This is a genomic window from Thermoanaerobacter brockii subsp. finnii Ako-1, from assembly GCF_000175295.2.
Taxonomy (GTDB): Bacteria; Bacillota; Thermoanaerobacteria; order Thermoanaerobacterales; family Thermoanaerobacteraceae; genus Thermoanaerobacter; species Thermoanaerobacter pseudethanolicus.
In genome coordinates, this window is sequence record NC_014964.1 from 1,849,782 (window position 1) to 1,876,328 (window position 26,547).

21 protein-coding genes are annotated in these 26,547 nt (G+C 35.6%); all 21 read right to left on the bottom strand.

The annotated features are described in order from the left end of the window. Window positions 1-47 precede the first annotated feature (47 nt). The 21 genes from THEBR_RS09250 to ftcD all read right to left on the bottom strand — a co-directional run bounded on the left by THEBR_RS09250 (window position 48) and on the right by ftcD (window position 26,533). Window positions 48-1,343, bottom strand: coding sequence for a transporter (locus THEBR_RS09250; RefSeq protein ID WP_009051770.1), 1,296 nt, complete (start codon window positions 1,341-1,343; stop codon window positions 48-50). Between the two features lie 267 nt (window positions 1,344-1,610). Beyond that, window positions 1,611-3,623: a hypothetical protein gene (locus THEBR_RS09260; protein WP_012269603.1), complete on the bottom strand. Its 2,013-nt coding sequence runs from the start codon at window positions 3,621-3,623 to the stop codon at window positions 1,611-1,613. Between the two features lie 302 nt (window positions 3,624-3,925). Continuing rightward, window positions 3,926-5,047, bottom strand: coding sequence for an ROK family transcriptional regulator (locus THEBR_RS09265; RefSeq protein ID WP_012269604.1), 1,122 nt, complete (start codon window positions 5,045-5,047; stop codon window positions 3,926-3,928). 536 nt (window positions 5,048-5,583) lie between these two features. Further along, a complete protein-coding gene (locus THEBR_RS09270) occupies window positions 5,584-7,503 on the bottom strand; it encodes an aconitate hydratase (protein WP_009051773.1) in 1,920 nt (639 codons plus the stop codon). A 24-nt stretch (window positions 7,504-7,527) separates the two neighbouring features. Then, complete coding sequence (gene nifV, locus THEBR_RS09275) at window positions 7,528-8,679, bottom strand: homocitrate synthase (RefSeq protein WP_003867509.1); 1,152 nt, start codon at window positions 8,677-8,679, stop codon at window positions 7,528-7,530. 131 nt (window positions 8,680-8,810) lie between these two features. Continuing rightward, window positions 8,811-9,638 carry a glucose PTS transporter transcription antiterminator GlcT gene (gene glcT / locus THEBR_RS09280; RefSeq protein ID WP_003867510.1) on the bottom strand — a complete coding sequence of 276 codons (828 nt, stop codon included), beginning with the start codon at window positions 9,636-9,638 and terminating at the stop codon, window positions 8,811-8,813. A gap of 17 nt (window positions 9,639-9,655) precedes the next feature. Next, window positions 9,656-10,141, bottom strand: coding sequence for a PTS sugar transporter subunit IIA (locus tag THEBR_RS09285; RefSeq protein WP_009051774.1), 486 nt, complete (start codon window positions 10,139-10,141; stop codon window positions 9,656-9,658). A gap of 112 nt (window positions 10,142-10,253) precedes the next feature. Beyond that, entirely contained in the window at window positions 10,254-11,654 is a 1,401-nt protein-coding gene (gene nagE / locus THEBR_RS09290; RefSeq protein ID WP_012269605.1) for an N-acetylglucosamine-specific PTS transporter subunit IIBC, read from the bottom strand. 444 nt (window positions 11,655-12,098) lie between these two features. Continuing rightward, window positions 12,099-13,046 (bottom strand): DUF7916 family protein, encoded by a 948-nt coding sequence (locus tag THEBR_RS09295; RefSeq protein WP_003867513.1) that lies wholly within the window; start codon window positions 13,044-13,046, stop codon window positions 12,099-12,101. 122 nt (window positions 13,047-13,168) lie between these two features. Next, a complete protein-coding gene (locus tag THEBR_RS09300; RefSeq protein ID WP_012269606.1) occupies window positions 13,169-14,815 on the bottom strand; it encodes a methyl-accepting chemotaxis protein in 1,647 nt (548 codons plus the stop codon). Between the two features lie 122 nt (window positions 14,816-14,937). After that, window positions 14,938-16,233 carry a pyrimidine-nucleoside phosphorylase gene (locus tag THEBR_RS09305; protein WP_012269607.1) on the bottom strand — a complete coding sequence of 432 codons (1,296 nt, stop codon included), beginning with the start codon at window positions 16,231-16,233 and terminating at the stop codon, window positions 14,938-14,940. A 15-nt stretch (window positions 16,234-16,248) separates the two neighbouring features. Next, a complete protein-coding gene (locus tag THEBR_RS09310; protein ID WP_009051779.1) occupies window positions 16,249-17,418 on the bottom strand; it encodes a phosphopentomutase in 1,170 nt (389 codons plus the stop codon). Between the two features lie 32 nt (window positions 17,419-17,450). Continuing rightward, window positions 17,451-17,858 carry a cytidine deaminase gene (locus THEBR_RS09315; RefSeq protein ID WP_003867517.1) on the bottom strand — a complete coding sequence of 136 codons (408 nt, stop codon included), beginning with the start codon at window positions 17,856-17,858 and terminating at the stop codon, window positions 17,451-17,453. A 15-nt stretch (window positions 17,859-17,873) separates the two neighbouring features. Further along, window positions 17,874-18,599 carry a GntR family transcriptional regulator gene (locus THEBR_RS09320; protein WP_029688982.1) on the bottom strand — a complete coding sequence of 242 codons (726 nt, stop codon included), beginning with the start codon at window positions 18,597-18,599 and terminating at the stop codon, window positions 17,874-17,876. A gap of 15 nt (window positions 18,600-18,614) precedes the next feature. Further along, on the bottom strand, window positions 18,615-19,535 hold the full coding sequence (locus tag THEBR_RS09325; protein WP_003867519.1) for an ABC transporter permease: 921 nt from the start codon (window positions 19,533-19,535) through the stop codon (window positions 18,615-18,617). After that, window positions 19,535-20,593, bottom strand: a complete 1,059-nt coding sequence (locus THEBR_RS09330) for an ABC transporter permease (protein WP_003867520.1) — start codon at window positions 20,591-20,593, stop codon at window positions 19,535-19,537. Before THEBR_RS09330 ends, THEBR_RS09325 begins: the two co-directional genes overlap by 1 nt. Continuing rightward, window positions 20,593-22,122, bottom strand: coding sequence for an ABC transporter ATP-binding protein (locus THEBR_RS09335; protein ID WP_009051780.1), 1,530 nt, complete (start codon window positions 22,120-22,122; stop codon window positions 20,593-20,595). The genes THEBR_RS09330 and THEBR_RS09335 overlap by 1 nt, the downstream gene beginning before the upstream one ends. 59 nt (window positions 22,123-22,181) lie before the next feature. Further along, window positions 22,182-23,237, bottom strand: a complete 1,056-nt coding sequence (locus THEBR_RS09340) for a BMP family lipoprotein (protein ID WP_012269608.1) — start codon at window positions 23,235-23,237, stop codon at window positions 22,182-22,184. Window positions 23,238-23,449: 212 nt separating this feature from the next. Then, complete coding sequence (locus THEBR_RS09345; RefSeq protein WP_006569147.1) at window positions 23,450-24,091, bottom strand: cyclodeaminase/cyclohydrolase family protein; 642 nt, start codon at window positions 24,089-24,091, stop codon at window positions 23,450-23,452. Between the two features lie 288 nt (window positions 24,092-24,379). Further along, window positions 24,380-25,627, bottom strand: a complete 1,248-nt coding sequence (gene hutI, locus THEBR_RS09350; protein ID WP_004402001.1) for an imidazolonepropionase — start codon at window positions 25,625-25,627, stop codon at window positions 24,380-24,382. A gap of 9 nt (window positions 25,628-25,636) precedes the next feature. Next, a complete protein-coding gene (gene ftcD, locus THEBR_RS09355; RefSeq protein ID WP_004402003.1) occupies window positions 25,637-26,533 on the bottom strand; it encodes a glutamate formimidoyltransferase in 897 nt (298 codons plus the stop codon). Window positions 26,534-26,547 lie beyond the last annotated feature (14 nt).

Genomic DNA, 26,547 nt, shown 5'->3' on the forward strand with positions numbered 1-26,547 from the left:
TATTATCCTATAAAGGGGGGGGAATAACCTCCCCCTTTTCCTTCTTTTTACCATTTAAAAAGCGCTACATATATAATATCTAACAATACAACAATTAACATATATGGTAATGTCTTTTTCAGAATGGTTGTTGTATCTGTATTTGTAAAGTATGCAGTCCAAACGTTATGAGTATTAGTAGGGTCACACACACCTTGAATATTGCCTGTAGCAATCAATGCACCCATAATAGCTTGAGGAGGTAATATACCTGCTGAAATCATGAGGGCAGCAACACCACTCCCTAGTCCCCATAAGTTTAAAGGTCCTCTGTAAAGTGCCAATGGTGATAGTATCACAAAAAATAATACATATCCAATTTTCGAAGTTGGTAAAATTTTGGAAATAATTGGAGAAATTAGTGCTGCAGTTGTTTTATCCATAACAGCGAGTAAAAGCATACCAATCCCTATCATCAAACCTAGTGCAGGTGCGACATCCTTTATCCCCTCAATTATTGAACTTGTAAGTAGATTTTTTATTTCGCGGGGTCTTGTTGTCAAAATACCATAAAGAATACCTATTAACATTGCTGATATTATATCTATCTGAATTGGTTTGCCTTCTGCATCTTTAAAGATTAATGGCCATATGAAAAGGAGTAAAACGGGTATGATTGGCGTCAAAAGAGCATACCAAGAAGCGCGAGGCTTTTCTTCCTGAGTTTCTGTGGGCATTGCCCAAGCAGTAACAGTCTTCTTTTTCGGTACATTGATAAATATAAACAATAAAAGAACAACTGCTGCAATTATTCCAAAAGCTAAGGCAAAGCTTTTTATTGTTGCCATATCAAGGTTTAAAGCACTTTGGTAAAAAGCATAGTTCATAACATTAAATAAACCTCCTAAATTTAACCCCATGAGCAACAATGAAGCAGCAATAACTGGTTCAATTCCTACTGATATTAAAATGGGTAAAACAATCGTTCCTACCATTATTACAGATCCTAAGCCTCCGAGAGAAGTAAATATAAGAGCAACTGCAAAGGTTATTGCTAATGCAACGATAATCGGCCTGTCTCCCCCTAATTCTGCAGCAGTTCTTACAATGCTTTCAGAAATTCCTGTTTTGTTTATTATCTGCGCTAAAATTGCACCAAATATTGCAGCAGCCATTGCGCTTTGAAGCCTCACAGCTCCAGCACCTATTATGTTCGATAAAATGTAATTTAAAGGCATCCCAGCTATTATAGCAATAACAATAGCCATTGATGGTAGTGCTAAAAGCGCAGGCATTTTTTGTGTAACCATTAAGTACGCAAAGAAGACAAACACTAAAATGATTAAAATACCTTGGACACTCATAAAAACCCTCCTTAAATTTTTATTGAGTTTCGCGAATCCCTCAAAACTCATACTGATTGAAGGATTCCATATTTATTTCCAAAGGGATTCCCTTGTTTTTATTTGTTTTCCAGTATTTTCAGCAAAGAAAACTATAGATAGGAATCCCTTTGAAAAATCAAATAAATCCAAAATGTCTATTATTTTTATTAAAATCCTTGTTATAAATTAGAAGAAACATCTAATTCAATTTAAATTTTTTGCATTAACAATAGTAGACATTGAAATTTAATTGCCACTTTCAACATAAAATACATACTCGCCGATCTGAGGCACCCTAGTTGAATTCCCGGCTGCATCTTTTACATAGAAAGCCAATGTATGAGGCCCTGGTGCAAGAGGTGATGTAACCTGGTAAAACATAATGTTATTTTTTGAATCGTATGTAACAGGTCTTGACACACCATCTAATTTAATTGCAAAATATACAGGCCCGCTACCCTCATCATACACTCTGGCAGAAATAAGAGGTGTAGTTGTATTTATAACTTCTCCTTCAGCTGGATACATATCAGAAATAATTGGAGGAATTGTATCTAGAATCACTCTAATTGGAGACGACGGTAAGCTTTTTGTACCATCACTATATATAGCTTCTGCCGTAATTACATTTACTCCTTCTAAAAGATATACTTGTGAACTAAATATACCTTCTTCATTAGCTCTTATATCAGTTACTTTTGTTGTTTCAGCAGTATTTTCGTTGTATATCGTTAAAGTAATAATTGAGCCAGGTTCAGCTCTCCCTGAGACATTTATAATTGGATAATTAGTAGGCGACTTTGGAATATCCAAAATTGGCGGTTGAGGAACATTTTCAAGAATCACTTTCCTTTCTGCAGAAAACTCACTTACTCTTCCTGCAGGGTCCACAGCTCTTGCCTGTATAATATTCTCTCCCCTTGACAATACTATGTTATCTATAAATATACCATCTGAACCAGTTTTTGCTTCTTTTTGCTTAATACCATTCACATAAATTTCTACTTTAGTACCTGGATAAGATTCCCCTGAAATACTTATATTTGCTTCTTTGCTGCTCTCTGGAATAGAATTTATAGTAGGTATAGGTATATCTACAGGAATTTTCTGCTCTACTTGAGGAAACAAAATTTTTACATGTGTCATATCTTTTAGTGCTTCATCCTGACGACCAGTTAATACCGGCAATTGTTCCCATATACCATTATTAAATCTAACCTCTACATCATACCTTGGTCTCAAATAGCGTGAAAAAAGCGGTGCCACACCGTCAGGGGATGGAGAATTTTCATCCAAGGGCCCTATAATCATCCACTGGGTTAATGCCCAGGCATTTCCCATTTCTGGACTGAATGAATGATGGACTGGCAAAATCTGAAAACCACCTTTGTCGTTTTCCCCTGCCTGATCCAACGTTCCCCTAAACACAGGAGCGGTACTTATGCATATCACGCCTGTATGATTTGCTCTAACTTTCGATAAGCCTGTGTAAAGAGTCCCTTCGAACCTGCCAACACCTTCTACCGGTTTTATAACTCTGGCAATGGTTTTAGTTCGGATAGTCCTACCTTCCTGATAGACTATCTCAACTTTCCCGTCTATACGGTTTTCAAATATTATTTCCCTAGGATATAACACGGGTTTTTTTACCTTTATTACCAGCACATCTTTAGGAGCAGGAACCCAATTCTCCGGCAATGAAACTAGTTTTCCATCTCTTTCTAAATATACTTCATTCCCTACAAAGGGAGCAAGTTCTTTTGAAAAGATGTAGGTACCTGATGGAATATTGGTCCAAATACCGGAATCTGCAGCGGTATAAGAACCGTAATTCGGCGGAGGTGAGAAAAATTCTTCTGGCAATATACTGACCATTACTCCTCTCCCTTCTGGAAACGCAGGATCTTGGTCATTATGGCCTACTTTAATATGTATAGCATTAGTAGCCGAAGCTGCCACTTGACCTACCTTGGCCCAGCCACTGGCCCGGTAGCCATTGGGATTGTTCCTTACGGCAGGCTGAACAACTTTGCCCACAGGGATCCAGGATCTACCCTTATCATAACTTACTTCAATGGCTCCGTTAAAATCATTCATTATCCTTATCCAATGGATATCCTCGGCATGGCTTTTGTTTTCAGGCATAACCTCCGGGGTAGGTTCGCCATAACCTTTATAGCCTTCTTCCGCTACCACCTTGGAAAGCAACATGCCAACAATAAGTAAAACCATAAGCACCAAGGTAAATAACCTTTTCATTTTCACTTCCTCCCATCTCCCTATTTTGTGATTAACTCAATTAAGCTTTTTAAATCTCATTTTTCGCTAAATTTTAACTGTTTAAAGTACAACTTTTGCTTAATAGCTTACTTTTTGCTTTAACATGCTTAGCACTCTTTTAAAATCGAGCAGGCGTATTAAGTTTTGTCTTTGTTGTTTTTGTATTTTTTACTATTTTACTTGTTCCATGTTTAAACTCATATCAAGGCTTAATTTACTATTTAATTGCTAATAATGATATTTTTTACTTTGATATTTGCTTTATTTTGGATTTAACTATTTTATTTATAAAAATCCACATTGTGGATTTTTATCGGCATTTCATACTGGTTAAATAAAGTTGATAGAGTTTCCTCTATACAACCATATAATGTAGCTTCTTCGTTAAGTAATGATTTCTGAATATCACATAATAAATTATCTCCTTGAAGCTTTGCTTTAACAATATCTATTAAACCTTGATGTCCTATATATCCGTGAAATATAATACAGTCTGGATCTATATAATGCTGGATGTGTTTTATTATTTTTGTTAAAAAATCCACCAAATTCATCAAAAGATTTATAGCTCGTGTTTTATTAGATTTAAAATCATTAATTAATTTCCCAATTTCTTCGTATCCGTTTTTTCTCAATATATTAATATCAACTAAAGATATCATACTTTCTTCAATTCTTCCGAGGTATCCTCTCCCTGGTTTTACTATATTCCCATTATCTACAATTGCAAAACAAGCATTTTCTCTCAGATCTCTGTCTATATTTATTACAACAATTCTCTTTTTTTCGGCTTTATTCTTTACTTTTGACCATTCCCCAAGTGCCATCATATGAATATCACTTGCAAATTTAATTTTAACATTCGGAAATTTTTTACTTAATTTTTCATGTAAATCAACATCTTTTAGAGATTGTATTCCTTTTATTAAAAATCTATTTTCAATATAATCAAAATATCCAGGTGCAGCTATGCAAATGTTTAAAAGTTTGTCAACAAATATGTTATAACTGCTTAAAATACGTGTAATTCCGCTAACAATAGAAAATACTAAATCATTACCATCTGCACCATTTACACTTATTTTATCCTTTGCAATGATATCACCATATAAGTTCATTAAATAAACGCTCATATCAGTTTTATTGATAATCACGGTGCTAAAGTATCCAAAATTCTTATTAAATTTATACAGAACAGGCTTTCTACCTCCCGATGAATCACCTATACCCGATTGTATTATTTTTCCCTCTTCCACTAACTCATCCACTATTTTTGATACAGACGGTAGACTAATACCAGTAATTTTTGAAATTTCAATTTTTGAAATAAATTCTTCATTTCTTATACAGGATAGAATCAGTTCTTTATTCAGTTCTTTTGATACTTTACTATTAAAAGCCATAATAACCTCCTATTATTTTCGTCATTTTATAAAATAGACCTCGTTAGGTTTCTTTATTTACTTTTTATAATACTTATTTAAATTAAATTAGTTAGTATTTATCAAAATATTTCTTGTTCTATTTCGGCTTATTAATTTAAAATAAATAAGTTTGTAATATATATATTCTACATTATTTTTAAAAATCCTTCTTAACCTCATTAAAAAATAAAAATTTTTTAATGTATCAACTCTGCGTTTCAATTTTATATTAATTAAAGCCATTTTTTTTACTTTAGCCTATGACATCTATATTACCATGTCGCTTTGTCAATATAAAAAACAAAAGATGTTTAATTGATTTACACAAAATTTGTGCAGCTTCATGACTATAAAAAAAGAGCTAGAATGCACCACCTTTGCATGGCTCTTATTAAATATTTATCAGATTATGTACAATTACATCCAAATACAAACTAAACCCCACTTTTTAAGCTCATAAAAAGTGGGGTTTGTTGTTACTCTAAAGCACTTACTTTAAAGCAAGTACCTTTGTTTTATTTCTTTTTACTTTTTACAAAATTTATCATACCGCCTGCTATTAATATCTCTCTGTTTCTATCCGAAACATCAAGAGTTACTTCAAATGTTTTTCCTTTTGTGACATTTACTATTATGATTTTTTTACCACTTCTTACTTGTTCTACAGCATTTTCTATCTTTAAAACATCCCCAACCTCAATGTCTTCATAATCTTTTTCATCTACAAAAGTAAGAGGAAGAATTCCACTATTTATAAGGTTTGCTTTGTGTATTCTCGCAAATGACTTTGCTATGACAGCCTTTACTCCCAGTTGAAGCGGAGCCAATGCTGCGTGCTCTCGGCTGGAGCCTTGTCCGTAATTGCTTCCTCCGACAATTATGCCACCGCCCCATTCAATCGCTCTCTTAGAAAAGTTTTCATCTATTATTTCGAAGCAATGTTTAGCAAGTTCAGGGATATTAGACCTTAAGGGTAACAATTTAGCATTTGAAGGCATTATATGGTCTGTAGTTATGTCATCTCCTACTTTAATTAGCACCCTCTTTTCTATATCAGAAAGAGGTGTATTGAGAGGGAATGGCTTTATATTAGGTCCTTTTATTATCTCCACCTTTTCCCTATCCTCTGGCGGTTTTATAATCATATTATCATTAATTTCAAATTTCTCCACATAAGGTACTTCAGGTGCTTCCCCTAACTCTCTCGGATCTATTAAATACCCTGTCAAAGCTGCAGCAGCAGCAACTTCAGGGCTTACTAGGTATACTGATGCCGACTTTGTACCACTTCTGCCGTAAAAGTTTCTATTAAAGGTTCTAATCGAAATTGCACCTGTTGCAGGGGCTTGCCCCATACCAATACAGGGGCCACAAGCGCTTTCGAGTATTCTTGCACCTGCCGATATCAGGTCTGAAAGTGCACCATTTTTTGCAAGCATGTTAAGAACTTGTCTTGAACCTGGAGCAATTACAAGACTTACATGTTCTAGAATAACCTTGCCTCTCAATATGGAAGCAACTTTCATCAAATCAGCATAAGAGGAATTTGTACATGACCCTATAGCAACTTGGTCAACTTTTGGCCTTCCTGCGTCTTTAACTTTTACAACATTATCAGGGCTATGAGGAAGTGCTACTAAAGGTTCCAGTTCATCAAGGTTTATTTCAATGACCTCATCGTATTCTGCATCTTCATCGGCAGCCAAAGGCACAAATACCTCTTCTCTTCCTTGGGCTTTTAAAAATTCATACGTCCTTTCATCCGATGGAAAAATTGATGTAGTAGCCCCTAATTCCGCGCCCATATTAGCAATTGTGGCTCTTTCGGGCACTGATAGGGTTTTTACCCCATCCCCTGAATATTCAAAAATCTTCCCAACGCCACCCTTTACAGTCAGTCTCCTTAAAAGCTCCAATATTACATCCTTTGCCGATACCCAAGGTCTAAGTTTCCCAGTAAGCCTTACATTGACAATGGAAGGCATAATAATCCTGTAAGGCTCTCCCGCCATAGCCAAAGCAACATCTAATCCACCTGCTCCTATAGCTAACATTCCTAACCCACCTGCTGTTGGCGTATGGCTATCAGAACCTAAAAGAGTTTTCCCAGGCCTTCCGAATCTTTCGAGATGTACCTGATGGCAAATTCCATTGCCCGGTCTTGAAAAATATATGCCGTATTTTGCTGCAACAGTCTGGATGTATTTGTGGTCATCAGCATTTTCAGGACCTTGCTGCAATGTATTGTGGTCAATGTAAGCAACCGAAAGTTCAGTTTTTACCCTATCTATTCCAAGAGCTTCTAACTGTAGGTACGCCATTGTACCAGTGGAGTCTTGAGTCAAAGTTTGGTCAATTTTAATGGCTATTTCTTGACCTTTCACCATTTCTCCTTCGATGAGGTGAGAAGATAGTATTTTCTGCGTAAGATTCATTGCCTTCACTCCTGTAACATAATTTTATATAGCCTTTTCTCTGTTTTTGATAACATCCTCATAAAGGTACATAAGCTCTTTGTCAAAAAGCGGCCTCTTAAGCTGTATAGCTAATTTTCTGACATGCGGCAAAAGCAAATTTGCTTCTTCTTCTGTTAAAACTCTGCCGTATTCTTTAAACTTATTTATAAGAGCCGCAGTGCCAGAATGCTTGCCTATCACAATCTGCCTTTCAAGGCCTACTTCATCAGGGTTAAATATTTCATATGTGTGAGGATTTTTAAGGGCACCATCTACATGAATACCTGACTCATGGGCAAAGACATTTGTTCCAACTATAGCTTTCCATGCTGGCAACTGTCTTCCTGAGGCTAAAGCAACGTATTCGGAAATTTCCCTAAATCTAGTTGTATCTATTCCTAAATCTATTTTGTAGACGTGCTTTAATGCCATTACAACCTCTTCTAAAGCAGCATTTCCGGCTCTTTCGCCAAGGCCATTTACAGTAACTCCTATAAAATTAGCTCCTGCTCTCATACCCGCAAGAGCATTTGCAGTAGCCATTCCAAAGTCGTTGTGGGTATGCATTTCAATATCAATGTCAACAGCTTCTTTTATTGCTTTGACCATATCATATGTTTTAAAAGGATCCAAAAATCCTACGGTGTCGCAAAATCTCAAACGATCGGCTCCTGCTTGTTTTGCACATTTCGCAAATTCAATAAGGAAGTTCATATCTGTACGAGATGCATCTTCTGCGTTGACAGAAACATATACCCCTTCTTTTTTAGCAAATTTCACTGCTTCAGTCATATTGTCCAAAACCCATTGCCTTGTCTTTTTAAGCTTGTGCTCAATGTGAATATCCGAAGTAGACACAGAGATTGCAACAGCATCAACACCACATTCTAAAGATTCTTGAACATCTTTTACAACCGCTCTATTCCACGCCATTATGCTGGCATTCAATCCAAGCTTTGCAATTTTTGTAACTGTTTCTTTTTCGTCTCCTCCCATTGTGGGAATACCTACTTCTAATTGATCTATTCCAATTTCATCTAACATTTGCGCAATTCTGATTTTTTCATTATTTGCAAACACAACTCCTGCAGTTTGCTCTCCATCCCTTAAAGTTGTGTCAACAATGTACACTTTCTTACCCTTTTTAAGAGTCATCGAACTTCCCCCTTCAAAAACTCTTTATAACATATTTTATATGTATCTCCTCTTAAAGTCAATAGTATTTTGCAATTTTAGATTATAAAAATTGCAAAACCCGAACTAAAAGCAAATTTAGTTCGGGTTTGTTAAATAGTATTGATTAATCGCTGAATGTGTATTGCAATATATCCTGTTTCTTCTTCAGGAACTTTCTTTTGGAGGGTGTCTTCTATTATTTTTGATACTTGCATTGCTATATTGTAAGCCTTTTTAAATTTCTTCTTTATTGATACTAAAAGTTCGTTTGTCACAGGGGCATTTTTTTCTACTCTGTCAATAGCAAACCGCAAGTGGGTTACAAGCCTTATATAATCAATTGAATCTCTGTCAATATACTTACCTAAGTGTTTTTCAATTGTAGACACTAATTGAGATACCAATCTGGTATTTTTCACAGTATTTGATAAACCAGCATTTTCTAAAGCAGCATGCAAGTGAAGAGCTATAAAACCCGCCTCATCCTCAGGAAGTGAAATGTTAAGTCTTTGATTTATCAATTCTAACGCTTTTAATGCAATATTGTAATCATCTTTATATAAAGCTTTTATCTCTATATCAAAAGGATTTTTTATTTCTATTCCCATATTTATTCTTTCAATCGCAAAGGCAATGTGATCAGCAAGTGCAATGTGTATATGCTCATTAAGTTTTTTGCCTTTTATTTTTTCTGCCATCGCTATTATTTCTTCTGCAATACCTATTACATCTCCTCTTATCTTTTCCATCAACTCAGAAAACTTAATTTTATTAACATCTTCTTGTACATAGAATATTTTTTCCAACTTATCTTCTTCAATAATATCACCTGGTCTTTTGCCAAATCCTATACCTTTTCCAACGACTATGCATTCCATACCTTTATCGTCTTTTGCCATACACACATTATTGTTAAGAACTTTTACCACTTGATACATAATTAATACCTCACTTTTCACTTGAGGTATACTCTCATAATCTTTGTCTTTCCTGCTTTTACTTCCTCACCATAAGATTCTTTTACAATTTTATCCACTATATCCATATTAGTAATAATAATTGGAGATGTCAAGGGATGTTCTTTTTTAACCAATTCCATATCAAATTTAAGCAACTTATTTCCTATTTTCACTTTTTCACCTTCTGAAACAAAACTTTCAAATCCATTTCCTTTCATTTCTACTGTGTCCATCCCAATATGAATTAGTATTTCTAATCCTTCTTCTGTTTTTATTCCCAAAGCATGTTTTGTAGGAAATAATTGTATAAGAGTTCCATTAACCGGTGAATATACAATACCTTCTGTGGGTTCTAATGCCACTCCATCTCCTACCATTTTTCGAGAAAATACAGGATCTGGCACATCTTCAATTTTTAATAATATACCATTAATAGGAGAATATATATCTACGTATTTTTTCTTTTTAAATATGTTAAACATGTATACCATCCCTTTCTGTATTTTAATAATATCTTATTATACCCATATATTTCAAACTTCTTAAAATAATTTTGATGGCGGCCAGTTTACGGCCGCCTAAAACATTTTCACCTTAAATTTTACCTCCTGCTTTTTTCATGTGTTTTTTCATTTCTTGTGCAATCAAATCAGCTTTTGTACCAACAATTACTTGCAATGCATTTTTGCCCATTCTCATTACGCCTGTCGCCCCTAACTTTTTAAGTTTATCATCGTCTATTATTGTATCGTCTTTTACAGTCAAGCGCAATCTTGTTATGCAAGCCTCCAAAGACTGTATATTTTCTACTCCACCCAATACCTCTACGTATTGTGCAGCAATACCTCCAATTTCTGATTTTGACAATTCTTTATACTGATCTGTTGCTTCTTCTTCTAATCTGCCAGGAGTTGGCAAATTGAATTTTACTATTACGTAATAGAAAATTACATAGTATATTGCTCCGTATATGATACCTATCAAAAGAAGTAATAGCGGTTTGGTAGATATGCCATAGCTTAATACATAGTCAATAAGACCAGCCGAAAAACCAAAACCAGCTTTTATTCCAAGAATATAAGTTATAGCGAGAGACAAACCTGTCAAAAGGGCGTGTATTACATAAAGTACTGGTGCCAAGAACATAAATGCAAATTCGATGGGTTCAGTAATACCCGTTAAAAGAGCTGTAAGAGCTGCACTTATTAACACACCAGACACAACTTTTCTTTGATTCGGCCTAGCTGCTGCCCACATAGCCAGTGCTGCTGCTGGAAGTCCAAACATCATAATCGGATAAAATCCGGCCATAAAGATACCTGCAGTCGGGTCTCCTGCAAAGAACCTGTTTAAATCGCCAGTTACAACTTCGCCAGCTGCTGTCTTAAATGTACCAAAAACAAACCAGACAAGACTGTTTATAACGTGATGAAGTCCAAAAGGAATCAAAAGCCTATTTAGCACACCGTATACAAATACTCCAAGTGCTCCTGCGCCAATTATCCACTCACCAAGCGCATATATGCCATTCTGTATTGGAGGCCATACATACCCCATCACAAGTGCCAGTACAATTGCAGCAAATGCCGTTACAATTGGAACAAATCTCTTTCCTCCAAAGAAACCTAAGAAATCAGGAAGTTTAATATCATGGTATTTGTTATACAAATAACCTGCGATGATACCCATCAATATACCGCCTAAAACACCCATATTGATGTCTTTGTTTATTGTGGTAGCACCTTTTGTCAGTACAAAATAGCCTACCGCTGCAGCAAGAGCCGCAACTCCGTCCCCTTCTGCAAAACCTATTGCAATACCTATAGCAAAGATGAGGGGTAAATTGTCAAATACCGCTGCACCTGCCTGCATGATAAAAGGAATGTTGAAAACATCAGGTGCTCCAAGCCTTAAAAGCAATGCTGCTGCAGGTAAAACTGCAACTGGAAGCATTAAGGCTTTACCAAGTTTTTGAACACTTGCTAACCACTTCATACAAAAACCTCCTTATTTTTATTTTTCAGGCATTTAATATAAAAAGAGCCGGCAAGGTAATAACACCTCAACCGGCTCATGCCTGCTTTTGCAGTAACACGCCGTAATTTAGTATTCGTTTACGAATATTATATAATCTATTTTACAGTTTGTCAATAACTAATTTTCCCTTCTTAGGCACCTACTTAAATTTTACTTATTATAATTTCGCATATATCTTTAAGTCGCATCCTCGTTTTTCATTGAATTATTTGAAAAATAATTTTATAATAAAATTAACCAATAAGTTGAAAATATATTTAACCTGGAGGTTGTACTGATGCCATTGCCAATAGCATAAAAGTGAGTATCTTCGATGACCTCACTATAAATTTAAAAGACATATTCAAAAGAGTGTAAAAAGGCCTATGGCGAATTCATCATAGGCCTTTTTTATAACCATAATTACTTATTCAAAGAATATGCCATTCTCCTATAAGTATGCCTTACTCCTCTTATGGCAATAGACAGTGCCATTATGTTTTCAGGAAGTGCTACTCCTGCATATCCTGCATCTCCTATATGCTGTATGTCTGCCCCTGCCATTTTTGATTGAACCCCGATAAATTCTATTGTGCTTTTTTGTGAACCTTCTTGTGAGGTGCCAATTGTAGTCATTGCTAATGCACCTACTTGATGTATTGCATCTATCTGTCTTTTTGCAAGTTTTAAATCAATTCCTGGAACAGTACCAGGCGCTGGTATCAAAACACAGTCGGCACCTGCTTTCACAAAATCTTTTAAAATTTTGTCTTCATATATGTTTCCTGAGCCAGCACCGTGCATTTTTCCGGCAATAATCATCATATTTTCACCCAAAATCTCTTTTGCTAATTCTATTCCTTTTATTATCGTGCCTACACTTACTCCTGTATTGGGATTCCCAGTTATAACGATATAATCAAATCCGTATTCTTTAGCTTTTAAAAGATTTTCTTTATTTAATTTTCGTCCCTCTACATATTCTACTCCTTCAGGAACAGGCTCTATATTTACACCTATAAACCTTCCAACAATTTTTTTAACTCTCTTGATGTAGTCAAAATCTTCTGCGTTTTTGGAGGCTATTTCGACTATTTTTTGTAATTCGGAAGGCTCAGCTGAAAAGTTAATTTCTACGTCATCTATGCCAAAAATAAATGGTTTTTGAAAATCAAAAAAATTCAACGTAATCATATCACTGCCAAAAGCCGCTGCAAGCTCCATGTTTGATACTCCATAAACCAGCGGTGGAACTGTTACAATAGTCTCTGCCATTACCGTCCTTCCTTCGGAAGTTTTGATTGTTTCAATGAGTGTATTTTTGTCCATTCTCTCAATGTCTTTCATTGTAAGCTCAAAAATCCTTTTCATAAAAATCCTCCTCTCTCAAAATTAAAAGCTGGCAAGGTAATAGCTACCTTACCAGCTCATGCCGTAACCCGTCGCACGCTGTTTAACTAAATTATATACCATGAAGTAGTGTATGTCAATTATTACAACTGCATCACTATACTTGTAATTTTCTGCATATTAGCTTTTTGATTTTCTGCATATTCAACTTGTTCTTTTATGTGTTCAAGATTTTTTAAATTATTTTCATCTACTACATTTATCTCTGCAAGAAGCTGCTCAGATGAGGCAAGTAATTCTTCTACTTGTGCAGATATATTTTGTGATGCTGCCATTACGTTTTTCATGGCCTGCAGCGTTTGACTAGAACTTACAGCTGTCTCTTCTGCCGCAACAGAAATTTCACTAATAATATCAGCGACTTTGTCAAACCCTTCTTTTGTCTGCTCAAATATATCTAATACTTTATTTACCTCCTGAGATGCTTTTGTAGAATTATCAATGTTTTTGATGACATTATCCACAGTATTTCTTGTAAATTGGGTAAGAGATTCTATTATTTCTCCTATTCTTTCTACACTTTCTGTCGATTGCGCTGCAAGTTTTCTTATTTCCTCTGCTACGACCGCAAATCCTCTTCCATTTTCTCCAGCTCTTGCTGCTTCAATTGCCGCATTAAGTGCCAAAAGATTCGTCTGTTCCGCTATATCTGATATTGAATAAAGAATATCTTTTATACCACCCATTCTTTTCTCTAGTTCATTCAGTTGTTTTGAAGTATTTTTGGAGTTTTCCAAGCTTTCTTGTAAAGATTCAATTAATGATTTAACTTCTTCTCCTTGCCTGTTTGCATTTTCTTCTATTTCTTTGATTCTCATCATTGCTTCATTCATGTCTCTCATAAGTTTATCGGAGACTTGTGACAAATTTTCATTAGTCTGTGAAACTTTAGTAATAGACTCAGCAACTTCATTTATATTTTCTGAAATTATGTTAATCCCATTCACTAAATCCTCTAAACCTTGTTTTGAAGAAGTTATGTTCATAGTATTTTCTTCTGATTTGTTTCTTATGTTTACCGCGTAATTCATGACTTCTTCTGATTGCTTTTCTGCATTTATAATTTCAGAATTAATAAGTTTTGCATATTTCCTTAATTTTCTTGTTATTATCGCTGCATAAATTAAAATTATCAATAGTATTACAATACTCATTCCCAGTGATATGTAAAAATTTCTTTTATTACTTTCTATCATTTGATTAAAATAAGGTAAAAAGCCCTGGGAATATGTAGAGCTAAAATCATTCAAAGCACTTTGTATACGATTCAAATAATAAGTAATAGTTACTACTTTGTCGCTATCATTAACAGAGTCATACTTTTCGGGTAATTCATTTACTGCTTTCTTTAGGTCCTGAATACCTTCTTTAATTAGCAATAAATTTTTATTAAGTGAGTCGTAATTCTTGGTATTTTTATAGTCATCTAAGCTATTTTGGATATTAGCAATGTAGATCTCCATTGAACTAATTGGAACTCCAACGGAAAAATTTGTCGTATTGCCATTCATATAGTCATTTAAAGTTTGTTGAATATTGCCACTTAATACCGCAATTTGAACTTGGGCATTTGACACGTTAATGACTTGATTTACCACATATTTTCTTAATTTTTCAATGTTGTTAATAGTATTTATAAGTCCTAAATTCACAATCACCGAAAGTATAACTGTTAAAATGCCTATAATTACAAAAGATCGCACAACCTGAGCTCGAATAGTTTTTCCCATTTACACTTCTCCCCTCTAACTAAAAATAAAAATTCCGTATTTATTTATCGGTTTAAATCGGCAAAAATTTAATAGAAATAAGCGGTTCTTCTTACAAAACACTAAAAAGAACCGCTTTTTTGTTACTCAAATATTAATGTTGGCCTTTCCACAGGCTCATCAGAGAGAAGAATATACTTTTTAATTTCATTTAAAGCCCATTCAGCTTTACCCTCATCATTAGCATATATTGTAGCAATAGGCTCACCTTTTCTAACTATATCTCCAACTTTTCCACCTAGCATTATACCAACTGCTAAATCTATTTTGTCTTCTTTTTTCTCTCTTCCCGCTCCTAACTTCATCGCTACAAGGCCTAAATCTAAAGCCATCATGTCTTTTATATATACATCCCTGTCGGCAATCCAAGGTCTTACATACTTAGCCTGTGGTAAAAGTGAAAAATCGTCAACTACTCTTTCATCTCCACCTTGAGCCTTTATAAATTCTTTAAATTTTTGTAGGGCTTTTCCGCTATCAAGCGCTTCTTTTAGTTTTGCCCTCGCCTCTGTATCGTCTTTTGCAACACCTGCAATTTGAAGCATATCAGAACCAAGTAGCATACATACTTCCAATAAATCTTTAGAACCATGACCTTTTAAAACTTGAACAGCTTCTATTATCTCAAGTGCATTTCCTATCGCAAGCCCTAACGGATAATCCATATTTGTAACGTGAGCTACAGTCTTTCTCCTTACAGAATTTCCTATATCCACCATCAATTTAGCAAGGGCTTTGGCGCTTTCTAAATCTTTCATAAAAGCTCCTCTACCCACTTTCACATCTAATACTATGCCATCTGCACCTGCGGCAATCTTTTTACTCATAACAGAGCTTGCAATAAGAGGAATAGAATCTACTGTTGCAGTAACATCCCTTAAAGCATATAATTTTTTATCAGCAGGGGTGAGATTTTTTGTCTGTCCAATAATAGCAATGCCGTATTTATTTACGTTATCAATAAACTCCTCTTCGCTGAGTTCTACTCTCATTCCTGGTATTGACTCAAGTTTATCTATCGTTCCACCGGTATGTCCTAAACCTCTTCCCGACATTTTTGCAACAGGCGCTCCACAGGCTGCTACCATCGGAGCAAGCACCAGTGTAGTAGTGTCAGCTACACCACCAGTTGAGTGTTTATCCACTTTGATTCCTTTAATGGCTGATAAATCCATCACATCGCCAGAGTAAGCCATAGCCATAGTAAGATGTGCAGTCTCTTCTGGCGTCATTCCTCTAAAATATATAGCCATTGCCAAAGCGCTCATCTGATAATCAGGAATATAATCTTTTGTGTAAGAGGATATTATAAAATCAATCTCTTCTTTTGTAAGAACTCCACCGTCTCTCTTTTTCATTATAAGGTCATACATCCGCATAAATCATACCCCCACTCATAAAGGTAATTCCTTCAAGAAAGATGTGCCATGCTTTGTAGGACCAACCCTGAATGTTTCAGCTATTGTGGCAGCAATATCTGCATATGTGCTCCTTACTCCTAAATTAACTCCATGTTTCATTAAAGGACTATAAACTAATAGTGGCACATATTCCCTTGAATGGTCTGTGCTTTCAGTAGTAGGGTCACAACCATGGTCAGCAGTTATAATTAGTAAATCTTCCTTTGTGAGTTTTTCCATAATTTCTGGAAGTCTGTTATCAAAATGTTTCAAAGCTTTTGCATATCCTTCTACATCATTTCTATGGCCATACAACATATCAAAATCAACTAAATTTGTGAAAATTAACCCATTTTTAATTTCATCCATCGCTTTTATAGTAGCTGTAATGCCCTCGTCATTGTTTGTCGTATGATTTTTCCCAGTAATTCCTTGCCCAGCAAAAATATCCTCAATCTTTCCTATAGCAAAAACCTCATATCCATCTTCTTTTAACATATCTAATATAGTAGGCTCAAAAGGCTTTAACGAAAAATCTCTCCTATTTCCTGTTCTCACAAAATTTCCAGGAGTACCGGTAAAAGGCCTTGCAATGACTCTTCCTACCGCATGGTCTCCTTTTAGTATTTCCCTGGCAATTTCACAAATTCTATAAAGCTCTTCAAGAGGTATGACATTCTCATGGGCTGCTACTTGAAATACGCTATCAGCAGAAGTATAAACTATAGGATATCCTGTTTTTACATGTTCTTCTCCCAGCTCTTTTATTATTTCCGTACCTGAAGCAGGCTTATTTCCCAAAACTTTTCTACCAATTCTTTTTTCAAATTCCTTGATAATTTCATCAGGAAAACCATGGGGATAAGTAGGGAAAGGTTTCTCAATAAAGAGTCCTGCTATCTCCCAATGACCTGTAGTAGTATCTTTCCCTGCTGATTTTTCAGCCATCTTGCCATATCCACAAATAGCGTTAGGGTTTTCAGGAACGCTTTTTAAAGGAATTATATTCCCTAGCCCTAATCGCCCCATATTAGGAAGTTCAACACCTGTCTTTTCTGTCACATGGCCTAAGGTGTTTGAACCTTCATCCCCAAACTTATAAGCGTCTGGCAATTCTCCTACTCCTACGCTATCCAAAACTATTAGTATGACTCTTTTGAACATTTTACCACCTCTTCTATGAACTTATGTCCGTATTATTTCTCTAAATCTTTTGAGGTAAAAGCACCTGGCAACAAATCTTTAACAGTGACAACAGCATAATCGCCTTTCATGTTGCTCAATATAACAACCATGTCTTCTCCACCCAATTCCATCATTACCTGTCTACATGCACCACAAGGAGAAACAGGACCTTCAGTATCTGCAACTACAGCAATTGCTTTTAATTTTCTATCTCCATTTGCATAAGCGCTAAAAAGTGCTGTCCTTTCTGCACAATTGGTAAGACCATAAGAAGCATTCTCAATATTGCATCCTTGGTAAGCTTTTCCATCTTCAGTAAGAACACATGCACCTACTTTAAAGTGGGAGTAAGGCACATAGGCCTTCTCCCTTGCATCTTTCGCTAATTCCACAAGCTTCTCATAATCTTTATATTCCACTTTATACACCTACTTTCATAATATTCTTTTGCGTATAATATAGAAGTCGAATTTAGAAGCATTAAAATAGTTAGAAGAATAAAGGATTGGCGTATTGTTTTCATCGTAATGCACCTGTTCTAACAAAAGAATTGAATCATTTTTGTCCATCATTAGTTTTTTCTCAACTACAGGGTCATGTTTTATAACTCTTATATTAGAAACTGCATAGGTTATTGTAATAGAGTGTTCACTTTCAAGGTAAGAAAACACAGATTGTTCAAATCCCGTAAAAGATTCGCCTACAATGCTTCGAGGTAACCTGTCAATGCAATACACAACCGGGACCTCATCTGCTGTTCTTACCCTTTCTACTTTATATATAATATCTCCTGGTTTCAATTTTAAGTGATTTGCCTCATTTTCTGTAGCAGGCAATTTATATACAGTAAAATCTTTTGTACCAGGTACCATCCCTTGCCTTTCAATTAAAGTGGTAACACTAAATAACTCTTCCAAGCCACTCTTTATAAGGGGTTTTCTCCTTACAAAAGTTCCTACCCCTTGCTGTTTCACTATAAGTCCTTCATCTTCTAAAATTCTCATTGCTTCTCTTAAAGTAGCTCGACTAATACCAAATTGTTTGGCAAGCTGTGATTCAGAAGGGAGCTTGCTGCCCTCTTTCCACTGCCCTGTCTTTATCAATTCTTCCATTTTCCTTAAGGCAAGCTCATACAGCGGTTTTTTCTCAGGTAGCAGCATCGACATAAAATCACCTTATTTCTTTGGTGTATATGGTACTCCATCTGCAGCAGGTGGTACGCTCTTTCCACCGACACCCACAAGTGCAAGTATTGTCACTATATAGGGCAACATCATGATTATATTCTTAGAAAATGCCGTATTTTGGAGCTGCATGCTGAAAGCCGTTGCGAATCCAAAGAGAAGTGCAGCACCAAAAGACCCAAAAGGCGTCCATTTACCAAAAATCATTGCTGCCAACGCAATGTAACCTCTACCACTTGTCATATCAGGGATGAAACTATTTAACGCACCTATTGACAGGTAAGCACCACCCATCGCAGAAAGAACACCGCTTAATGCAACGCCAAGATACCTTAATTTTATAACATCAATACCCGCTGTTTCAGCCGCCTCAGGATTTTCACCAACTGCTCGAAGTCTTAAACCTAAATTTGTGTGGAACAGAAAATAATCTGACACAAATAAAATTATTATCATCAAATATACTACTACACTGTGACCACTCAAAACTTGGCCTAAAAATGGTGTATCTTTAATGCCTGGGATTTCTATAGTAGGTAGCATAGGAGTGTCAACAGGAGTTCCTGTAAAACCATACATCGTATTTAAAAGGTATGCCGTAATACCCGATGCAAAAATATTAATTGCCATACCTAAAATTATTTGATTAGCCGTTAAGCTTACAGCTGCCCACGCAAAAATCAAAGCTACTATAAGCCCAACTATCATAGCACCTAAAAGTCCTAGCCAAGCGCTACCAGTCGCATGAGCAAATACAACTGCAAAAAATGCTGCAATAAGCATAATACCTTCCATCGCTATATTTACAACACCAGATCTTTCAGAAAAAGTACCACCTAGCGCAGGTAATGCTAATGGTGTGGCCATCGCCAAAGTAGCTGCCCAAAGTTGTGGATTTAAAAATATTTCCATTATGCTTGCGCCTCCTTTTTGCGGTTTTTCGCAAATTTGTCTTTAATAACTTCTGCTACTCTATGAGCTGCAACGAAGAATACTATAAGCCCTGTAATAACGTCTGCCATTTGACCCGGTACCTGCGCATTAAGCTGCATATACTGAGAACCAGTATCTAAAGCCGCAAACAAAATTGCCGCAAATATAACTCCTATCGGATTGTTGTTTGCGAGAAGCGCTACAACTATTGCTGTATAACCGTATCCAGCAGTAAAACTGTCATAAAGCCTATGCTGGACTCCTAACATCTGAACAGCTCCAGCAAGTCCTGCAAATGCACCACTTAATCCTAATGAAAACACCATATTCAAAGGCACATTCATCCCTGCATATCTTGCTGCTCTTTGATTATATCCTACTGCTCTCATTTCAAAACCCCATGTCGTTTTAAACATAAGCCAATATACAAAAATTGCAGCAGCAAGAGCAATAAAAATTCCATAAGAAAGTTGTGTATTCTTAATTAAAAATGGTATAACTGCGCTCTCCTTAATACGTGGAGATTGAGGAATTGTTCCTCCCTTCTCCATCATAGGGCCAAATTGAAGCAAAAAGTGGCTAAAATATATTGCAATGTGGCTCATCATCATTGTAGTTATAACTTCATTAGCACCAGTATAGGCTTTTGCAAGTCCCGGAATGAGTCCTGCCCAAAGTCCTCCTGCTATCATCGCAGCTATAAGTGCAAAAGGTATGTGGATATACCAAGGTAATCCAGTAAAACTATAGCCTACCCAAACACCTACTATTGCACCTATCCAATACTGTCCTTCTGCACCTATATTAAATAGTCCAGCCTTAAAAGATATAGCTACACCCAATCCTGTCAATATAAGAGGTACAGCAGCTGCAAGAGTATTTGCAATATTATTAACTGAACCAAAAGCACCTATAAATAAAGATATATAAGCTGTTGTAGGATTAAATCCTGTAATAAGCATTATAATAGAACCAACTATTATTGCTATAAGCACAGCTGCAACAGGAATATACAGTTCTTTTAAAAGATTCTTCATTATCTCGCCTCCAATGTCGTCTTATCAAATCGCGAACCAGCCATAAGCATTCCTATTTGTTCTCTCGTTGCAGTTTTGCCGTCCAAAATATCCATAAGCTGTCCATTGTATATAACTCCAATCCTATCTGATAATGCCATTATTTCTTCTAGCTCTAATGAAATGAGAAATACAGCAGCACCTTTATCTCTCAATTCAAGTAGTCTCTTATGGATATATTCTATAGCACCAACGTCCATTCCTCTTGTGGGTTGAACTGCAATTAAAAGCTTAGGATTGTATCCTACTTCTCTCGCCAGTATTACCTTTTGCTGATTTCCTCCTGATAAACCACGAGCCTTAAGCATGTACTCAGGAGGCCTTACGTCAAACTCTTTAACTTTTCTCTCGGCATTTTCATATACTTTTTTATATTGAATTACACCATAACGAGAATAGGTGGGATCTTTATATTCCCTCAAAATCAAATTTTCTGCAATTGTAAAATCCAAAACAAGTCCATCTGCTTGCCTATCTTGTGGAATATACGATATACCCTCTCTATAAAGCTGTCTTGTAGTAAAATTTGTAACATCTTTCCTGTAAAATAAAATATTACCAGATTTCTTAGGCCTTAATCCCATTATAGCTTCTACTAATTCTAACTGCCCATTTCCATCAATACCAGCCAGTCCAAAAATTTCTCCTTCGTGTATATCAAAACTTACATCTTTAACCTTAGGAACGTTCTGCTGGTCAACTACATTTAAATTTTTAACACTTAAAACGACATCCCCTGGCTTGTACTCACTCTTTTCTATTCTCAATACTACTTCTCTACCTACCATTAAATTAGCAAGTTCTTGCTCATTCGTTTCTTTTGTGTTCAAAGTACCAACAGTTTTACCTCTTCTCATAACTGTAACTCTATCAGAAATTTCTAATACTTCTTCTAATTTGTGACTTATAAATATTATTGACATACCTTGTTTTACAAGTCCCCTCATTATTTCAAATAATTTTTCTGTTTCCTGAGGAGTAAGCATAGCTGTTGGCTCATCCAAAATCAAAAGTTTTGCTTTTCTATAAAAAGCCTTTAAAATCTCAACTCTTTGCTGAAGACCAACAGATAAATCTTTTACTTTTGCTTCAGGATCTATTTCTAAGTGATATTTTTTTGAAATCTCTCTTATGAGTTCATTTGCTTTTTCCCTATCGTAAGTTATGCCTTTAGGCTCTGCACCTAATACAATGTTTTCTGCAACTGTCAAAACAGGAATAAGCATAAAGTGTTGATGTACCATTCCTATACCTTTTTCAATAGCTTCATGAGGACCACTTAGATTGAGTTCTTCACCATCAAAAATGAGCTGACCTGAATCCGGTTTATATAAGCCGTATATAATATTCATTAAAGTAGATTTGCCAGCACCATTTTCTCCAAGTATAGCGTGAATTTCTCCCTTTTCAACTGTAAGGTTGACATTGTCATTTGCTACAACCTTAGGAAATACTTTCGTAATATTCTTTACTTCCAATATAGCGCTCATACTCCTACCTCCAAAAAGGGGCTGAACAGTATTCAGCCCCGGTTTTTTATGGTTTTAGTTTATTTTGAAACTTTGTCAGATACTGTTATCTTACCGTCTTTTATATCTTGTGCTAATTGATTAACTTTATCTATGATAGATTGTGGAACATCTTTATTCACTTTACCTATTCCAACACCGTCATTCTTTAAGTCAAAGTATACAATTCCACTCTTAAAGTTGCCATTTAAAGTATCTTTTATAACATTGTATGTTGCAACATCAACCCTCTTAACTGCTGATGTCAAAACATGATCAGGAGCTAAATAGCTTTGGTCTGCGTCAACACCAATAGCATATACGTTTTTCTCTTGGGCTGCTTTTATTACTCCGTCACCAGTACCACCAGCAACTTGGAAGATGATTTCTGCACCCTGGCTTATCTGTGTCAAAGCCATTTGTTTACCTGTTGCTGGGTCATCGAAATTATTTGTATAATTGATTAGAATTTTTATGTCCGGATTAACAGCTTTTGCACCTTGTTGATAACCTGCAATAAAGCGATCAACTGGTGGTATCTGCATTCCGCCAACAACACCTATGGTGTTTGTACCTTTTACCTTACCAACTTTTTCTTTTTCCATTAATCCAGCCATAGCGCCTACAAGATAGCCGACTTGCTCTTCCTTGAACATAGCTGATGAAACGTTAGGCCTGTCTGTCACTTCTGAATCAATTATCAGAAATTTTGTGTCAGGGAATTTTTGTGATACCTCTTCAACAGCATCATGCATCATAAAACCTACTGCAATTACCAAGTTGTACCCTTGTTGTGCAAAATTTGTTAAGTTCGGTACATAGTCTTCCATTTTCTTTGATTGTATTACGTTCACTGTAACACCTAATTCTTTAGCAGCTCTTTGCAAGCCTTCATAAGCCATTTGGTTAAAGCTGCGGTCATTGATGCCACCCACATCTGTTACAAGACCTACTTTAAAATCTTTGTTTTTAGATTCTTGCGTAGTTTGGGGTTGTGTACTTTCTTGCTTTGTCTTTGAAGAGCATCCTGACAAAAGCACTGAAACTGATAACACTACAATTAACAAGGATGCTAAAACAACACGCCACCTTTTCATCATATAACCTCCTACAAAAAATTTTGTTACCGTTTACCGATTTTGCACTCGGTAAACATATAAGCTTGTCTGACATCTAACTTTATTATAACTTTATCAAAGGTCATATACAACTCCTAAATTCATCAGTTTTACTTAAAAGGCATACAATTTCTCTAAAAATCTCCGTTTTTCTTTATGTATCTTTCACAATTATATTTTTTATTTTACTATTACCCTGAAATTTTATTTAATACTTTATTTACAACTTCATCTCTTACTTCCTTGTATTTATTTAAAATTTCATCGCATTCTATCCGCGCTTTTTCTGCCAGTTCTTTATCCTTAATATAAGGCAAATTCACTTTTACATTTAAAACAGCTCCTTCTATAGCTGCATATAGTAGAATAGCCCCAACTGCCGCATCAGATATGGCATTAGGATTCCCGTATTCCGCAATCAACATCGTCGGGGTAAATGCCTCTCCACATAATCTCGCAAGTTTTAGAGGAACATTCATAGCGTTAATATAAGCTTTTTGAAGCGCTTCGTTCCTTATTTTTCTATTTTCTTCAGTATCTTTTGGCATTTTAAGGGCTTTCATCACTTCGTCATAAGCTACAGTGTCTTCATCAATAAGCTTTACATATTCTGCAAGAAGTCGATTACATATACTAAGCCCTTGTTGAATCTCTTCTTTAATATCATCAGTATATTCCTCATAAAATTTTCGCCCTATTGTAAGATTGTAAACCATAGAAGAAAGGGCAATCCCAAGGCTTGCTGATACCGCCGATACACTTCCTCCTCCCGGTGTTGGTGATTTTGAGGCCACTTTTTCAATATACTCCTTTAATGAATCATCAATTAGCATAAAATCATCTCCTTCTCTGTGTATATATTTTCCCCCACTACCTATTATACCAATGATATATAATTTCCGTAATACAACTGCCAAAAAAATTGTTACAATATTTTTGAGAGTTTTATATTATTTGGGGGTTTTCAAAGATATATTTGTATAAAAAAATCCACAGCGCATACTGTGGATTTTTTTGACGTCATACTTTTCACCACGTTTATTAATAATTTTCTAAAACTTCCTCATTATATTTATCATAAACATATTTAAAATCTGCTGCACGTTGTAAAATACGCATTTTTACCTTACCCCAATTACAACCGCCTTATCTCCTTTTGACTTTATAACTGTGTTTACATGATTTATTCCAAAGTGGTACATCACATAGTCAAGGTTTGGTACGTCAATTAAGAGTATGTCTGCCTTTTTACCCTTTTCTATTGTGCCTATTTCATTTCCCCTATCAATAGCACAAGCTGCATTTAAAGTTACAGCAGTTAAAATCTCTTTGGCAGACATTTTCATTTTTATATACGCAAAAGACATTATAAGCTGTAAATTTTCTGTAGGGCTTGTCCCCGGGTTGTAATCCGTACCAAGAGCCACAGCAAGACCTTTTTCAATTAATTTTCTTGCATTGGCATAAGGTCTATCTAAAAAATAAGAAACTCCAGGAAGAAGTACCCCTACAGTACCTGCTTTTTTCATAAGTTCAATTCCTTTTTCAGATACCTCTTCAAGATGGTCTGCGCTTACAGCACCTAATATTCCCGCCAATTCTCCTCCACCACTTTGTGTCAACTCATCAGCGTGAATTTTAAGTTTCATTCCATACTTTTTAGCCTCTTCTAATATCTTTTTAGACTGTTCATAGTCAAAAGCTCCATCTTCGCAAAAAACATCACAAAACTCTGCAAGATTTTCCTCTTTTACTTTGGGAATCATTTCATTTATAATTTTATCAACATATCCCCAAGAATTCTCCTTAAACTCCGTGGGTATTGAATGAGCCCCTAAAAAAGTAGGAACAATATCCACAAGAGAGATTGAATTAAGCTTATTCATAAGTCTTAAAAGCCTTATCTCTTCTTCTGTGCTAAGTCCATATCCACTTTTTACTTCTACAGTAGTAGTGCCATGAGATAGCATTATATCAAGGCTTTTCATAGCTTTTTCTATCAATTGGTCATCAGAAGCATTTCTGGTTGCATTAACAGTAGAAAGTATTCCTCCACCTTGCTTTAATATGTCTACATAACAATACCCTTTTAATTTAAGTGCCACTTCATTTTCTCTTGAGCCATAATGTATAAGATGAGTATGAGGGTCTACAAATCCAGGAATTGCAATCATGCCTTTTGCGTCAATTTTTTCTTTTGCAGAAATTGCGGCAGGTGATTTTCCTGCCGCTAAAATTTTTCCATCTTTTATTGCAATATAAGCATCTTCAATTTCTTCTATATTTTCCATGTCACTTCCACATTGTGGGCAATTGCCAAGAGGTGTATAAATTTTCTTAATGTTGTATATTAACAAATCTGCCTCCATTTTAACACCTCATTCGTATATTCTGTTTTCTAAAACCATATTTTCAGAAAAGTTCTCTATTCTTAAATAATAATCTGCCACATCAAACAAAGCCTTTGCTGGCACAAGCCCTATTATTTCACTGCCTATAACATTTACCCCATACCTACTAGCTTCTGCTTTAATTGTTTCAAAAACTCTGTAAATAGGTGTTTTATTAAAATCAGTAAGGTTCATCGACACCTGCACAATTCCTCTTTCTTTTAATTCCACCCCCATCGCCTTTACATACCGGTAACCGCCGTTTGAAAATCGGATAGCTTTAGCAATTTTGTTAGCTATATCAATATTGTCTGTAGCAAGATTGACATTGTAGGCAATGAGAAAATTTCTTGCGCCAATCACTGTCGCACCGCTTTTGGGGTTCATCTCCTGCGGACCAAAGTCTGGCTTCCATTCCGGCTGTTTTATCTTTTCAAAAAAACCTTCATATTCTCCCCGCCTTATATTCTCTAAATTTTTTCTTTCAGGAGTTGTAGCAGCTTCTTCATATAAATACACAGGTATACTAAGCTCTCTTCCAACCTTTTCTCCTACTTCTCTTGCAATTTGGATACATTCTTCCATTGTAGCATTTTTCACAGGTATAAAGGGTACTACATCTGTTGCCCCAATCCTCGGATGCTCCCCTTTATGGTACCTCATATCAATTATCTCTGAAGCTTTTTTAATGAGCTTAAAAGCCGCTTCTTTTACTCCCTTTGCATCTCCACAAAAGGTTATAACTGTCCTGTTGTGGTCTTTATCGGAAGAGTAATCCAAAAGCTTTACTCCTTCCGTCGACACAACTTCTTTGACAAGCTGTGCTATTTTTTCTTGGTCTCTTCCTTCACTAAAATTAGGTACACATTCAATTATCTGATCCATTTATTTCCTCATCC

Coding starts and splice junctions, on each gene's coding strand:
- THEBR_RS09250 (WP_009051770.1), bottom strand. CDS start 1,343: ATGAGTGTCCAAGGTATTTTAATCATTTTAGTGTTTGTCTTCTTTGCG.
- THEBR_RS09260 (WP_012269603.1), bottom strand. CDS start 3,623: ATGAAAAGGTTATTTACCTTGGTGCTTATGGTTTTACTTATTGTTGGC.
- THEBR_RS09265 (WP_012269604.1), bottom strand. CDS start 5,047: ATGGCTTTTAATAGTAAAGTATCAAAAGAACTGAATAAAGAACTGATT.
- THEBR_RS09270 (WP_009051773.1), bottom strand. CDS start 7,503: ATGAATCTTACGCAGAAAATACTATCTTCTCACCTCATCGAAGGAGAA.
- nifV (WP_003867509.1), bottom strand. CDS start 8,679: ATGACTCTTAAAAAGGGTAAGAAAGTGTACATTGTTGACACAACTTTA.
- glcT (WP_003867510.1), bottom strand. CDS start 9,638: ATGTATCAAGTGGTAAAAGTTCTTAACAATAATGTGTGTATGGCAAAA.
- THEBR_RS09285 (WP_009051774.1), bottom strand. CDS start 10,141: ATGTTTAACATATTTAAAAAGAAAAAATACGTAGATATATATTCTCCT.
- nagE (WP_012269605.1), bottom strand. CDS start 11,654: ATGAAGTGGTTAGCAAGTGTTCAAAAACTTGGTAAAGCCTTAATGCTT.
- THEBR_RS09295 (WP_003867513.1), bottom strand. CDS start 13,046: ATGAAAAGGATTTTTGAGCTTACAATGAAAGACATTGAGAGAATGGAC.
- THEBR_RS09300 (WP_012269606.1), bottom strand. CDS start 14,815: ATGGGAAAAACTATTCGAGCTCAGGTTGTGCGATCTTTTGTAATTATA.
- THEBR_RS09305 (WP_012269607.1), bottom strand. CDS start 16,233: ATGCGGATGTATGACCTTATAATGAAAAAGAGAGACGGTGGAGTTCTT.
- THEBR_RS09310 (WP_009051779.1), bottom strand. CDS start 17,418: ATGTTCAAAAGAGTCATACTAATAGTTTTGGATAGCGTAGGAGTAGGA.
- THEBR_RS09320 (WP_029688982.1), bottom strand. CDS start 18,599: ATGCTGCTACCTGAGAAAAAACCGCTGTATGAGCTTGCCTTAAGGAAA.
- THEBR_RS09325 (WP_003867519.1), bottom strand. CDS start 19,535: ATGGAAATATTTTTAAATCCACAACTTTGGGCAGCTACTTTGGCGATG.
- THEBR_RS09330 (WP_003867520.1), bottom strand. CDS start 20,593: ATGAAGAATCTTTTAAAAGAACTGTATATTCCTGTTGCAGCTGTGCTT.
- THEBR_RS09335 (WP_009051780.1), bottom strand. CDS start 22,122: ATGAGCGCTATATTGGAAGTAAAGAATATTACGAAAGTATTTCCTAAG.
- THEBR_RS09340 (WP_012269608.1), bottom strand. CDS start 23,237: ATGAAAAGGTGGCGTGTTGTTTTAGCATCCTTGTTAATTGTAGTGTTA.
- THEBR_RS09345 (WP_006569147.1), bottom strand. CDS start 24,091: ATGCTAATTGATGATTCATTAAAGGAGTATATTGAAAAAGTGGCCTCA.
- hutI (WP_004402001.1), bottom strand. CDS start 25,627: ATGGAGGCAGATTTGTTAATATACAACATTAAGAAAATTTATACACCT.
- ftcD (WP_004402003.1), bottom strand. CDS start 26,533: ATGGATCAGATAATTGAATGTGTACCTAATTTTAGTGAAGGAAGAGAC.